Source organism: Halobaculum saliterrae (genome assembly GCF_009831625.1).
GTDB lineage: Archaea > Halobacteriota > Halobacteria > Halobacteriales > Haloferacaceae > Halobaculum > Halobaculum saliterrae.
Genome location: NZ_WUUS01000001.1, coordinates 59,697 through 73,104 on the forward strand (window position 1 = coordinate 59,697; position 13,408 = coordinate 73,104).

At 55.8% G+C, this 13,408-nt stretch carries 14 protein-coding genes; 6 read left to right on the top strand and 8 right to left on the bottom strand.

Translation table 11 applies throughout. The features are described 5' to 3' along the window. Positions 1–3: 3 nt before the first annotated feature. Genes GRX01_RS00320 through GRX01_RS00330 form a run of 3 tightly spaced genes read right to left on the bottom strand, consistent with a single transcriptional unit; the run spans position 4 to position 1,165 of the window. Positions 4–519, bottom strand: a complete 516-nt coding sequence (locus GRX01_RS00320; RefSeq protein ID WP_159662269.1) for a hypothetical protein — start codon at positions 517–519, stop codon at positions 4–6. After that, the gene (locus tag GRX01_RS00325; protein WP_159662271.1) at positions 516–752 is read right to left on the bottom strand and encodes a DUF378 domain-containing protein; all 237 of its coding nucleotides are present in this window, start codon (positions 750–752) and stop codon (positions 516–518) included. The genes GRX01_RS00320 and GRX01_RS00325 overlap by 4 nt, the downstream gene beginning before the upstream one ends. After that, on the bottom strand, positions 752–1,165 hold the full coding sequence (locus GRX01_RS00330) for a hypothetical protein (protein ID WP_159662273.1): 414 nt from the start codon (positions 1,163–1,165) through the stop codon (positions 752–754). The genes GRX01_RS00325 and GRX01_RS00330 overlap by 1 nt, the downstream gene beginning before the upstream one ends. A 255-nt stretch (positions 1,166–1,420) precedes the next feature. Between GRX01_RS00330 and GRX01_RS00335 the strand changes: the two genes are divergently transcribed. Next, a complete protein-coding gene (locus GRX01_RS00335) occupies positions 1,421–1,702 on the top strand; it encodes a hypothetical protein (RefSeq protein WP_159662275.1) in 282 nt (93 codons plus the stop codon). A 417-nt stretch (positions 1,703–2,119) separates the two neighbouring features. On the opposite strand, the gene GRX01_RS00340 is transcribed toward GRX01_RS00335, so the two are convergent. Together GRX01_RS00340 and GRX01_RS00345 are read right to left on the bottom strand one after the other, a co-directional pair. Next, a complete protein-coding gene (locus GRX01_RS00340) occupies positions 2,120–3,685 on the bottom strand; it encodes an outer membrane protein assembly factor BamB family protein (protein WP_159662277.1) in 1,566 nt (521 codons plus the stop codon). Between the two features lie 354 nt (positions 3,686–4,039). Beyond that, complete coding sequence (locus tag GRX01_RS00345) at positions 4,040–4,303, bottom strand: DUF7386 family protein (RefSeq protein ID WP_159662279.1); 264 nt, start codon at positions 4,301–4,303, stop codon at positions 4,040–4,042. A gap of 381 nt (positions 4,304–4,684) precedes the next feature. On the opposite strand from GRX01_RS00345, the gene GRX01_RS00350 reads away from it, so the two are divergent. Both GRX01_RS00350 and GRX01_RS00355 read left to right on the top strand, forming a co-directional pair. Then, positions 4,685–6,577: an ATP-dependent nuclease gene (locus GRX01_RS00350; protein ID WP_159662281.1), complete on the top strand. Its 1,893-nt coding sequence runs from the start codon at positions 4,685–4,687 to the stop codon at positions 6,575–6,577. Further along, positions 6,577–8,523 (top strand): ATP-binding protein, encoded by a 1,947-nt coding sequence (locus tag GRX01_RS00355; protein WP_159662283.1) that lies wholly within the window; start codon positions 6,577–6,579, stop codon positions 8,521–8,523. The genes GRX01_RS00350 and GRX01_RS00355 overlap by 1 nt, the downstream gene beginning before the upstream one ends. On the opposite strand, the gene GRX01_RS00360 is transcribed toward GRX01_RS00355, so the two are convergent. Continuing rightward, the gene (locus GRX01_RS00360; RefSeq protein WP_159662285.1) at positions 8,507–9,769 is read right to left on the bottom strand and encodes a DNA cytosine methyltransferase; all 1,263 of its coding nucleotides are present in this window, start codon (positions 9,767–9,769) and stop codon (positions 8,507–8,509) included. The genes GRX01_RS00355 and GRX01_RS00360 overlap by 17 nt on opposite strands. 147 nt (positions 9,770–9,916) lie before the next feature. Here GRX01_RS00360 and GRX01_RS00365 point away from each other — a divergent pair, with 147 nt between their 5' ends. Together GRX01_RS00365 and GRX01_RS00370 are read left to right on the top strand one after the other, a co-directional pair. Further along, positions 9,917–10,381 (top strand): hypothetical protein, encoded by a 465-nt coding sequence (locus GRX01_RS00365; protein WP_159662287.1) that lies wholly within the window; start codon positions 9,917–9,919, stop codon positions 10,379–10,381. Continuing rightward, the gene (locus GRX01_RS00370; protein WP_159662289.1) at positions 10,366–11,385 is read left to right on the top strand and encodes a Cdc6/Cdc18 family protein; all 1,020 of its coding nucleotides are present in this window, start codon (positions 10,366–10,368) and stop codon (positions 11,383–11,385) included. The genes GRX01_RS00365 and GRX01_RS00370 overlap by 16 nt, the downstream gene beginning before the upstream one ends. 49 nt (positions 11,386–11,434) lie before the next feature. Here GRX01_RS00370 and GRX01_RS00375 read toward each other — a convergent pair whose 3' ends face one another. Next, the gene (locus GRX01_RS00375) at positions 11,435–12,340 is read right to left on the bottom strand and encodes an HNH endonuclease (protein WP_159662291.1); all 906 of its coding nucleotides are present in this window, start codon (positions 12,338–12,340) and stop codon (positions 11,435–11,437) included. Positions 12,341–12,630: 290 nt separating this feature from the next. On the opposite strand from GRX01_RS00375, the gene GRX01_RS00380 reads away from it, so the two are divergent. Then, positions 12,631–12,882, top strand: coding sequence for a hypothetical protein (locus GRX01_RS00380; protein WP_159662293.1), 252 nt, complete (start codon positions 12,631–12,633; stop codon positions 12,880–12,882). A 108-nt stretch (positions 12,883–12,990) separates the two neighbouring features. Here GRX01_RS00380 and GRX01_RS00385 read toward each other — a convergent pair whose 3' ends face one another. Next, positions 12,991–13,248 (bottom strand): winged-helix domain-containing protein, encoded by a 258-nt coding sequence (locus GRX01_RS00385; protein WP_159662295.1) that lies wholly within the window; start codon positions 13,246–13,248, stop codon positions 12,991–12,993. Positions 13,249–13,408 lie beyond the last annotated feature (160 nt).

The following is a 13,408-nucleotide window of genomic DNA, read 5'->3' on the forward strand; positions in this document are numbered from 1 at the left end:
TATCTACTCGTCCCCCCGACCCATCAGCAGCACCGCGCCGACGAGGACGATCGCGACGAGCCCGCCCGTCCCGAGCGACCCGAGCGACGAACTGAGCCCGGAGCCACCGCCCGAACCGGCGACCATCTCGATCGTCCCGATCTCCGCCGAGACGTTCTCCGTCGCCGCCGTCTCGTTGTCCACGTGGACCTTGACCTTGACCTCAGAATACGCCGACGCGTTCACGTCGGTGTACTCCACCAGCGACGTGTTGCCCGAGTCCACGGTCGCGTTCCTAGTGTCCAGCGTCCCCGTCTCGTTGCCCTCGGAGTCGATCCCGACGAACTCCACCGTGAAGTTCGCCGAGCCCGAGACGTTCTCGGTCGCGTTCAGGTCCGCGTACACGCTCCGAGTGTCGCCGTCGACGGCGACCGTCTCGTTTGTCAGCTCCACGTCGGCGGCCGCGACCCCGCCGGTCGCCCCGACCAGCGCGGCGACCGCGACCAGCAGCGCCGCGAGCAGCCCGACCGAGCGCTTCATTCGTCACCTCCGAGCACGTCGAGCCCGAAGTTGCCCGCCAGCGACAGCCCCCCGGCGGCGCCGATCGCGATGTAGATCGCACCGGCCGCCCCCGTCCCGACCAACTCGGTAACGAGGTTCAGATCCGCTAGTTCCATCAGGCCCCAATTCAGCGCCCCGAGTCCGGCGAGCAGCCACACCGTGACCTTGACCGCCGACTCGTCGCTGTCGTAGGGATTCTGCACGTCGGCCATCAGCGCATCCACCCCAGTCCGACCTGTGCGACGGCGACGCCAGCGATGTAGAACACGCCCCACAGGTCCGTACTTTTGAAGAAGTCCGCGACCTCGGGGAACAACACCCACCCGACAAGTAGCGCCGCCGAGCCGACCACAGCATACGCGTACACGTCGTCCATGTCCTCGCGCATCTTGTCGAGCCCGTCCGCGCTCAGCAGGTCTGTATGGTCGTTGGTGACGACGACAGCCGCGAACGTCCCGACCGTCACCAGCCACGCAATTGTCGTCTCGATTCCTGCGATACTGAACCCGTCAGACATGGAGACGCCGAACGCGCTGACCTGTGCGATCCCGACCATCACCGCGGCCGAGAAGATCGCGAGCACGAGCGCCCCAATGTCCTCCGCGTCGAATTCTTGGTATGCCATGTTGTCAGTGAGAGTATTACTGAGTCGTCCGCTGCGTCGTCGGTCCAGTACTGTCCTCCGCGTCCGTTGTGGGGGCGTCAGCCCCGCCTTTGGCCTTCATAGGTACCTCGTCGGCCGACCACGGGCCGATACGGCCGCCGAACCCTCCCCCTCACAAATACCCTGACTTGAACAGCGGGCTTCCCTCGTGGCTTCCCCCCGGGCTACCCTCCCCTCGGGCGGGGTTTTATCACACCCCGAGGGTAGCGCCCGGATATGCCCCACAGACGGCTACGGAAGATCGGGACGGACTCGGTCGGGATCGTGCTGGAGCGTTCGGACTTTCTGGAGCGGGACGAAGTCCTCGACGAGAACGGAGACGTGCCGGACGGGACTACGGCGTTCACCGAGCGGCTGGGGGAGCGGACGTATCTCGTCCGGATCCCCGAGAACGGCCACGTGCCGGAGTTGCACGAGTGCGCGCCGATCCGGCGGGTCGCCGGACAGATCCTTCTTGAGAACGACGCGACGGCCGGTGCTGTTCCCCGGGCGGATTAATCGCTGAAACCGATTCTGCTGGATCCCATTATTTCGATATTTTGTAACTGGAACAGCCGATAGGAAGGACCTGCTTATGGGTCGAAGTGAATAGTACGCCTGAACTCGCTACGTGGTGTATTTCATCCGAACTCGATTGCCACAGTTACCGCAATCTTCTTTCTCTGAGACTCCTCTTCCGCCTCCTCCAATGTTCGTTACTTCCGCGTCATCTGGGATCGTGAATGACACCATATTGCCGCAGTCGGGACAGGCTATATTTTTTAGAGCCATACCTCTGATTGTGCTTCTCTTCATAAATATTCTGTCATAGTTTCAACCAGGCGCTCTACTCAACCCGCACCAGATTCCTCTCCAGGCGGGTCAAGAGAATTTCAGATAATTGGCTATTCGTACTAAACGGGAGAGAAACTCACTCTATCCATCAGCTGAAATGATGTCGCTCAGAGTGTACACATGCCTGTCAAGAGTTCCGACGTAGACTGCGCCGTCAGCCACTGCCGGCGATGATCTCACTCCGTCATCGGTTTCGAACCGCCACCGTTGGGTGCCATCCGCCACATCCAGCGCGTACACATGCCTGTCATCACTCCCGACGTAGACCGTGCCGTCAGCCACCGCTGGTGGTGATCTCACCCTGGAACCGGTTTCGAACTGCCACCGTTGGGTGCCATCCGCCACATCCAGCGCGTACACATGCTCGTCATCACTCCCGACGTAGACCGTGCCGTCAGCCACTGCCGGCGATGNGCTCACCCAGGAATCGGTTTCGAACCGCCACCGTTGGGTGCCATTGGCGGCGTCCAGCGCGTACACATACCCGTCATCACTCCCGACGTAGACCGTGCCGTCAGCCACTGCCGGCGATGATCTCACCCTGGAACCGGTTTCGAACCGCCACNGTATGATGCCATCCGCCACATCCAGTGCGTACACATGCCTGTCATCACTCCCGACGTAGACCGTGCCGTCAGCCACCGCTGGTGATGATCTCACCCTGGAACCGGTTTCGAACTGCCACCGTTGGGTGCCATCCGCCACATCCAGCGCGTACACATGCTCGTCATCACTCCCGACGTAGACCCTGCCGTCAGCCACTGCCGGCGATGATCTCACTCCGTCATCGGTTTCGAACCGCCACCGTTGGGTGCCATTGGCGGCGTCCAGCGCGTACACATGCCCGTCATCACTCCCGACGTAGACCGTGCCGTCAGCCACTGCCGGCGATGATCTCACCCGGGAATCGGTTTCGAACTGCCACCGTTGGGTGCCATCCGCCACATCCAGCGCGTACACATGCTCGTCATCACTCCCGACGTAGACCCTGCCGTCAGCCACTGCCGGCGATGATCTCACCCTGGAATCGGTTTCGAACTGCCACCGTATAGTGCCACGCTGTGGGCCAGTCGCGGTAGGGTGGTGGCCGGTCCGGCGTGGACCGCCACCGAGCATCGACCATGTCCCTGCAGTCTTCACCTCTTCTGAGTCTTCGTTCGACTCCGCCCATCGGTAAACTTCCTCAACACTCACCGTCACAAGGTCTTGATCCCCAAGCGACTCTGAAAGCGATTGCTGCATCTCCCGTAGTCGGTCGCGATCGACTGGAAGCGCTCCGATGTCGGAGAGATCTGCAGTCAAGAACGATATAGTGGACGAGAACCCTAATTGGTTCAGCAGGTTGGCAGACTGCTGGTCGAACATAGCCTCTAGTGAGGGGACAGGCTTGAATTCGGCTGTTGCGTCCACTTCGTCAATGAGGTATGACCGCTGTGTGTCAGGAGATGCGTTGATCAGGTTTCGCTCGATCGATGGATATCGTTCGCTCCCAAGAAGTAAGCCAGCATGGTCGGTCAACGGTGACCCCCTGGCCAGTGGGTCCGCCCATGAGATAGTGAGGTAAACAAAATCTCCTGGTTGGAGTGTTGTCGAATCGATATTTTCCTCGTCAAATGCTTCTTTTTGCGCCGATGGGTTGGGTACCATCAATCTCGCTCTAGGGAGAACTGAGATCACAAAAGTATTACGAGAATGGAATATCGGATTCCCATAGCAATGAAGCAAAAATTATTAAATGTGTGTGTCAGAGTCGTACGGACCTCAGTATTAGTAGACTTCAGTACGATACTCTACCGGAGTTCCTGACCGGGTATATAGGAAGGAATCCAACTTAGCAGCCAAACAGTCTATCGGAGAATTATCAAATATTCGAGTAAACACACCAGTTCCTGTCTTGGCTAGTCTGTACCTTCGCATGTTAGTTGTGAAACTACTTGTCATTTCTTCCGCAGTGCCACCTCATACCTCTGTATCTATCGACCTACCAAATCGAGACGAGTCTCACCGCCACCGACTTTCGATACTCGTCCGGTAGTATAGCCCGAGAACGTCAGTGTTCGCGATATCTTGGATCGTCCGCGGGTCGTAGTCCTCCCTCGCGTCCTCGACGTTCCGGGCCGACTGGACGAGGTGGGTAAGCGCCGCGTCGATCACGTCGGACCGCGGCGGATCGTCACCGTCGCCGGACGCGACGATCCCGGCCGCTTGGTCCAGTAGTCGTTTCCGTTCGTCCGAGAGGCGTAGGGTGGTTCGTTCGGTCCCCATATCCGGCGGCTGACCTCCCCTCTTTATAATCGTATGTATGAGCGGAGTCCGGATCGCGTGGATCTGGAGTTACTGGAGGGGTCGCGCATTATATACCCCCGTCCGCACGGCCGGCCGGAGCTGCGGAGTCGACGCGATCGGCCGGTCGGATGTATGCACGAGGACCCCCGCGCGGCGGGGGTGTGCATACGCTCGGTGTGCATACATCGAGGATCCCCGTGACATTGGCGCGCGACCCCACGGAGTCGGGCTGAGGTGTGTGAGGAGACGTGTGAGAAAAGGAAGATACGGAGGATTCCACAGTTCGTGTCGTTAGAACACGTATTGATAGGTACATTAATTACGGGACAGGTTATCTGATATTCACACTCAATTTCACCAATGGATCTCATTTCACTGGATATTCAAGGATACAAGTCGATAAGGGAGAACCAATCGATAGACATTGACAATTTCACCGTATTGTTCGGGGGAAACAATGTCGGCAAGTCTAGCGTTATCGATGCACTCAAAGACTACCGAGAAGTGTTCCCGGTCGCGAACCAGGTTGACTCAGGATGGGCCCACTCACTGAATACTAATAAGGAATTACAGGGTGAGATCAGGTTCAATTTGGAGTTTCTACTCGAAAGTCACGAACACGAGAAGTTCCTTGATGCCGTAAACGAGGAGACTGAAGTCAGAGACCGTGATGTGGATCGTTGGAAGCAATCGGACGACTTCCGTAAGGTTACTCACGAGCTCGTTCTTCGATCAGGCCAGAATCCTAGAGGAAACCTGCAGGGAACATCCGTCTTCTCTGCTGAAGTAGGGGATACTGAGGTTGACATTCGAAGGGGGGGCCTCTCGAACAATGACGCAAAGTATCTGAATTTTAATAAGATCGATGTGGAAGATCTTGATGAAGATCAGCCGGAATATCACTCCAAACGACGCGCATTCGGTCCTTTGCTCGAAATACTCGAGGATTCAATGAGTTCATGGACCTTCATCGAAGCGTTCAGAGAGCCCACCGATCGGTTGGAAGCGAGACGCCAAGAGTCGCTTCGAGGTGATGGAAATAATCTGACCCAGGTATTGTTGACTCTCTCCGGCGAAGGGAGCGACGAATTTGAGCGTGTGTCAAATGAATACGAGAACATCATGTCCGGAGTGGAGGGGATTCGGGCTAAACTCCCCACCGACGACAAGACCACAGTCGTCGTTGACGAATATGCGTACGACACTGCTTTCGAGCTATCAGAAATTTCTGCCGGCTCAAAAGAAATACTCACGCTTATCACCCAGATTATTCTTGCGCAGCGTGATGCTGATCTCCTACTGGTAGAAGAACCAGAATTGCACCTCCATCCGGGAGCTGAGCGCAAGATACTCGATCTTATTCGGAGGGTGATTGATCAATCATCGCAGAATCTCCAGGCAGTCGTGTCTACTCATTCAAATATATTCGTCCACCACTTAGATATTGATAATATATATCGGGTGGAACGAGACGGCAATACAGATATTACAAAGACGGCATCAAGTTCGGTTGGAGCCGACCTACGTGACCTTGGCTACGAGTACGCCGGAATGTTCCAGTCAGAAGGGGTCGTTGTCGTGGAGGGACTCACCGATCGAGTGGCTCTTAAGACAATCGGACGTCGATGTGGGTTTGACTTCGATGAGTACAACATCGGTGTTCTTGAGATGGGGTCTGGGTCCCAACTGGTGAAGCACTCTCGCCCGGTCGTCCGACTATTCAGGATGTTCAATATTCCGTACATGTTCATCTGCGATTCAGATATTGGTGAGGCACTAAAGAAAGATAACGAAGATACACCCCCAAGTACTCCTAATGCGATCGAGGGCCGCCTCGTCGGCCACCTGAATGGAGACAGTTCACGTCAGGACGAGTGGGGGAATGAACCGAACGAGAGAGTCCATGCGTGGAGAAATGAAGAGTTAGAGCACTACATCCTCCAAGACGAGGCAGCACTTGCGGACAATTTTCATCCACTCAATGAAGAGAAGGTATGCGAAATCCTCGAAGAGGCTCGAGAGGCTGATGATTCTCCGGATGATCAACTCAAAGCCATCTGTGACGAAGGGCGCCAAGACCTAGGAGACACGACCGAAACAATGGTAAAAAAGGCCGATGTTCAGGACATCTCTGAAAGAATCGACCTAGAAAGTATTCCAGACGAGTTTTTCGATGTGTTGGGACAGGTTGCGGGACTGGTCGATGCGGACCACATCATTAGGGAGGAGCGTCCCGATGGGGGGGCTGAGTGATGTCCGAGGACTCGTCTACCGATCTGGCAATGCGGTTCGACCTGAATGTACTCAAGCACCTCGGGCTCCGAATGTACACCAATCTCCCCGCTGTTGTCTCAGAGTACGTCGCCAATGCCTGGGACGCTTGGGCGACTGAGGTCTCAATCGAAATGCCACAGGACGAATCGATGTCTCCCGACTATCAGATCGTTGTTGAAGATGATGGGCAAGGGATGACCAGACAGGAGGTCAACAATGAGTTCCTTGTTGTCGGCCGCAACCGTCGGTCCGACGAGGACAAGGATTACGTCGAGCGAGATGACGGCAGCCGCCGAAAAGTGATGGGAAGGAAAGGCATCGGGAAACTCGCTGGTTTCGGAGTTGCGGATATCGTCCGAATCAGGACGGTCAAAGATGGTGAATTCGTCGAGTTCGTGCTTGACTACGGTGAAATGCAGAACCAGGCAAAACAAGGAGAGGATACCACAACCACGTATCACCCGAAAATTGTCGACGAAGGCGTGACAAACGAGGACAGCGGAACACGAGTTGTTCTGACCGAATTCGACCGCACTCAACGTCCGGTCGCTCGATACGTGCGAGAGCGACTCGCTAGGAAGTTCAGCGTCATTGGAGATGAGTTCGTAGTCCGAATAAACGAGGACGAAGTCACCGGTGACGAACGGAACCTGAAAGATCGGTGTGAGTTTAAGACAACCTTCGATGACGAGACGATCAACGACGAGGGACATCAAATATCGGGATGGATAGGTACACTCCCGAAGCCAACACCGGACGATATTGAGGGTGGTGTGGCTGTGATGGCACGGGGGAAGATCGCCCAGAAGCCGATCACATTCGGTGTGGCCGAAGGAGGGACCCGGGGACAGATGGCACTCCAATACCTCGTCGGCGAAATCCATGCCGACTTCCTCGACGATGAGGAGGACCTGATCGCCACTCACCGCAGCGAAGTGATGTGGAACAAGTATCCGGCCAATTCACTCCAAGAATTCATCGTAGCGGAGATCAAAGATATCTGTTCGCAGTGGCCGAAAAGACGTCGCGAAGAACAGATGGAAGAGCTTCGTTCTGAAGAGTCCTACAACAAGCACATAGATCCCTTAGACGATCGGGAGCGTGAGATCGCGGACGACTTCCTTGCAGAGTTGGCCGAGAAGGGTGATTACGAGGATGACACACTGGACGACATGGCTGCGTACGTCTCGAGTGGAGTCCAACAACGTTCTTTTCAGGAACTTCTCCGAGAGATCGAATCGTCTGATATTTCGAACACCGACAAACTGGTTAAGTTGTTCGACCAGTACGAGGTCCTCGACGCGATGAACTCCCTCCGAATCGTCCGTGGCCGGTTCCAAGCCATCCAAAAGTTCGAGGAGCTCATAGAAGAGAGCGACTCGAATCTCCAAGATCTCCACGGGTTCGTGAGTGACAACCCGTGGTTGATCGACCCGAGGTGGGACTACCTCGACGAAGAACTCGACATTCGAGAAGAGATTAAGCGGAATTATCCTAACGTCGATCGTGAGAGTCGGGTAGGGTTCATTAGTCTCGGAGACGCGGACACAATTCGATTGGTCGATATCCGCCAGACAGATCACACCATCGACAAGAACGATCTCGACGAGTTCAAGGATTATGTTGACTTCCTCCGTTCTATCCAAAACATGGACCCCGTCAACGGACGTGATATCGAAGGGTACATAGTCGCACAAGGGAGTGAGGAGACGCGTCAAGTAAACCAAGAGATTCGGCGGATGAAGATGGATGACATGCGACTCCGAACGTACGGTGACATCAAAGAGATTGCTCGTCGGTCACATCAGGCGTTCATCGATGTCTTCGAACGGAAGGCCAAGCGCACAGAGAGTCAGATGCTACAATCGTATCTCTCCGAGTCCGAACAGAGTGGCCTACACGATTTCGTCACCGGGCAGATTTAGATTCTGCGTGTAACATCGAAGGGAACGATTCCACGAGGGTTGTCGCAACCGCTCGAATCAACTGTGGCGGGACAGCGTTACCGATTACTCGCTCTGCTTTTTCATTGATCGACGGGAGCGAGAATGACTCCGGAAATCCCATGAGGAGTGCGGCTTCCCGGAAGGTAATCGCACGGTTCTCCCGTGGGTGAGTGAATCGTCCACTACTGACATTTGTGCAGCGTGTAGTAAGAGTTGGCGCTGGTTCATCCGCTGCCATGATCCCGTAGGCCGATGCTGCCCCAGTACTCAGATCTTGGTGACAATCCTTGATCTTATCCTCGTCGTCCGTTCCTCTCAGGTCTTTCCAGCTACCACCGTGTTTCCTGATCGCTTGGATCATTTGTACCGTACTATCATGGTGGCGGCGGGATCGGTGGGCAGGATCGTCTGGGAACCCATCGATTCCTGTCTGAGCATGACCAAGCTCCAGATCTTCTTTAAGATCGTCGCGGTTGATTCGCTCGTCAACCGTCACCCAGTCTTCTCTGTCTGTCGCAGCAATCGTGGGGTTCGCGTGTGTGGGGTCGGGGAGTGTGACCGAATCATCATCGACACCGTACACGAACGCACCGATGCTCCGACGTCGGCGTTGTGGAACGCCATAGTCTGCAGCATTCAGCACAGATAGTTCGCGTCCGTACCCACCTCGCCTCGAGTCATCCCGGTTGATTTCACCCATTCGACGGAGTAACCAGTCAACGTATGCTGTAGGAACATCGTCACCAGCATTGACGATATTACTCACGTTCTCGAAAAGGACAAGCGGGGGAACCTCTTCTTCGACGAATTCAACGAATGCACGAAGCAATTCGTCTTTCGGCTCCCCATCCGGCCATGGATCTGTGTCCCGGAGTGCACTGAAGTTCTGGCAGGGTGGACACCCACAGATGAGGTCTATTTCCCCCGTCTCAATACCGAAGTGGTCACGTATATCTGCGAACGTAACAGTTGGAATGGAATCGGCGGTATCGTAACCCGTGTAGTCCCGACTGAGGTCAGCTCGAAGTGGCTCATTGAACGTGACCTCGCCGGAAAAATCGAGCGAATTCGAACCACAGAGATTCTCTGAATACACGTCGAGTGCCGATTCATCGGCGTCAACCGCCCCGACGACTTCGAATCCGGCCTGAAGGAGCCCCATACTCGCTCCACCGGCCCCACAGAATAGATCCACAGCCTTCGGTTTAGCATCACTCGTCCCCATATACTATACAGTCACATCTGAATCCACAAAAGTCCGACGTCCTATTATCTGGTACTGACAGAGAGTCAACTTTTTTCGACGAGGTACAGTCAATGAGGATTCAATTCGATAAGCATCTACTCCCATCTGTTACAGGTGAAGTCTAACATGGATCAACTACACTTCCACCGGATAACCCCACCCGCATCCGGGTGCCTCTACTTACACTCTGCCCTTGGCTCGCTTCTAATACCGAACGGCGTTGGTAACGAGTTGATGTCAAAGTCGACTCCGAAACATAGCCTCTTTACCCACGTCAAAGAGAAACTTGCGTGGATAATCGCCGAACACCGCTCTCCCAGTGAAGCGATCACCCTCACTCGCCACCTCACGGACGCTGACGAAGGCCGATACGAACTGCTCGGGTTGGTCAACAACTGTGAGATCGCGCTCTACTGGGACTACTTCTGGAACCACGTCGTCGCCGTGAACTTCGACGAAAGCGGCGTCGACGATCTCGCCCGGGATGTCCCCGAAGATATCCGCTACGCCGGTCGGAAAGTGTACTTCGAGGATGTCGACCTCGACGACTGGAACTGGGTCCACCCACGGCACCAATGGCGCGCGGAGTGACCGCGTCGGTCCCGCGGGTCCTGGAACTCGACCGCGTCCCCGAACGGATGCCACATCGGGACGCCGCGCTCGGCCAGCTGGCGAACGCCCTCGACCCGCTCCGGTCGGACCGGCCGGCGTATCCGATCTGCATCTCCGGACCGACCGGTGCGGGAAAGACGGCCCTCTCGCGATTCGCCGTCACAGAACTTCGTCGGGAGACCGCGGTGAACACCGCTCATGTCGACTGTCTGCGGACACGCTCGCGTGCCGCTATCCTTGAAGAGGCATTAGTCGACGCCGACTTGAAGACGCGTTCATCGCCGAAAGCGAACGCCGCGTCGTCGTACCTCGCGCAAATAGAGGACGCCGACTCGCCGATCGTGCTGACCCTTGACGAGGCGGAACACATCGAGGACGAACACCTACCGCACGTCCTCTTTGAGACAGATGGCGTGACGCCGATCTTCGTCGTCCACGAGTACGAGCGATTCGCAGCGCGCTTAGACTCCGCGACCGCCTCGCGGCTCCGCACCGGCCCTCATATCGAACTTGATCGGTACAGCCAACGCGAACTGGTCGATATCCTCCAGGCGCGCGTTGACGCTGGCGATCTCTCCGGGATCACGGGCGGGACGCTGGAGGTGATCGCGGACACCGCCGCCGGGAACGCGCGGGAAGCGATATCGATCCTCCGAGAGGCCTACGTCGAGGGTGAGGCCCGCGACGAACGAGTCACGCCGGCGTTGATCGGCGACGTCCGCGAACCGGCGATGGAGTCGATCCGGCGGTACAATGTGGAGCGACTGGACACGCCGCATCGACTGTTGAAGCACATGATCGACGACGCGGGCAAGATTAGGGCGGGCGACCTCGCGGACCTCTTCGAGGTGGAGTACCCGGATGCGGACGGTCGCGACCGCCGCCGGTATTTGAACGTTCTCGTGCGGTACGGGTGTATCCGGAAACAGGGGAGCGGAAGGGGGACGCGGTATCTTTCGATCAGTGGTAGCGAAGATGCTTAGTTGAGGATAGATACCGCATGACGGGTACAGAAAGTGTGAGAGTCGGCGGTTATTCGAATCCGTGCAACTTTCGATGTTCTCGAAGGAAGAGTTCTCCTGGAGACTTATTTGCCTCACTAGGGACCTCAATGTTCTTCCCTTCGAATTCCAAAACCTCGTCTGGGGTTGCAATCTCCTCCGAATCTCCAACAATCACTTCGTAATCGTCAGAAATTGCAAACCACCCCACATCGAACGCCCAGTGGTGTAGTTTACACAGACCAATTCCATTCGACGCGACATCTCTTCCTCCCTTACTCTTCGGGTAGATATGAGCTGCTTCAATTTCCGGATTACCGATTGGTGACCGTCGCTCCGAACCGCAGATCGCACACGAGTAATCATATGCCGACCGGACTTTCCGCTTGAAAGCCGCCGAGCGTTTGAGTTGAGAAGAATCCTCTCGCTCAGGTTTCTCGATCAGTGGCTCCTCTGAGTCTTCCTTGACCTCGGTTGCAGCGGCGAGATACTCATCCCAAGTGGCTAAGCCCAGCTTTTGGAGGTCGAATTTGTATTTCATTCTGTCCTCCGACAATTCGTTTTCGTATCTTGCGTCGGTGACTTCCACTAATCCCTCATACTCGTATTCGTCGAGGCCGTCTTCACTCGTGAATAGGTAAATCGGAATCTCTTCGTGTTCTGCCTCGACCATCGCACGGTTGGCATTCGTGAGCATTTGGTCGCCTTTCTCAGGCTCGCCTTCGCCGTCGTAGGTGAGTTCCGTTTCCGAGGTAAATTCGTCTTTGTAGATAGCGCCCTCATTTGCATTTATAATCACATACCGACCAGCCGAGGGATTTCGATAGGTGATTCCCTTGAATTGGTATCCGAATTTGGTGTCGAACACCGATTCGACCTCTTCTTGAGTAAGGACTTCACCAATCGCCAGATCCCTGATAGGGCCTCTGGAACTCATTGTAGTCGTGAAAATCGGCTTAGGAATAGTAGTTCTGATGCCGCTGTTTCTGCTCTAAGGTAGCTACGTCGGCGGTGGAGGGTCGAAGTTGCTCGTATGGGCTCCTTGATTTGAGTTGCCGGAAGTAGCGAAATTCAAAATATCCGTGTCCGGAAGTGCCGCAAATTTGGGATATTTGTCCGGAAGTGGACCGGTGGGTCCGTTACGTATGGTGATTCTGTTCTCATCTCGTTGAAAATAGACGGCTTCTCTCACCAATTCAAACCCGAAACGCCACTCCGAACGGCTGGATGTCGACGAGAGATCGCGTCCTGTCCCCGCAGGACACCGACGACGATGGGTTAGAGATCCGGTTCAGCATCGACGAAGAGGCGTATCGGTCCGACGAGGTCGGGCTGACGCTCCGGCGTGGGAACGACCGCGAACGGTTCCGCGTGACCGACGAGGACGAAGCGATCTACGAGAGTGCCGGCGGTGTACCGACGTGGTGTGAAGCGACGATCCGCCGGCTGGGACTGCACCTCGACGTGATCACGGAGTGAGTCAGATGCTCGCGACTCAGTGCCAGAAGAGGACCAGCGCCAGCAGCGCGAACGTCCCGCCGAACACGAGGGCGATGAACAGCTTGGCAGAGAGTGGGTACCCGTATCTCATTCCTCGTCGTCTTCAAGATCGGAAGCATCGAGTTCATCGTCGAGCCAGAGGTGCCCCTTCTGACTTACCTCGTAATATCCAGAGTCTGCCTTCCTCAACAGCCCGTGTTCTTCCAGTGTGTTCAGCCGGAGACGGACTGTCGAGTACCCAATGTCGTGTCCATGGCGATTCAAGTTCACGTACACGGACTTCGGCGGAAGCTCAAGATCGTGCTCAGATAGGAACTCAAGCACGACGGAGTCGTTCAACGACATCCAATCCGGCCGGGGTCGCATTCGGCTACTACAGCCAGTTCTGTCCATTTATTACCGGAGGTTCGGGGGGCTCGGTGGCATATGTTCGATATTTCAATAGCAGATATGTGCTAAGAGTTAAGCACCCTCTGTTCTCACAGGGTTGTAACGAAGGCACTTC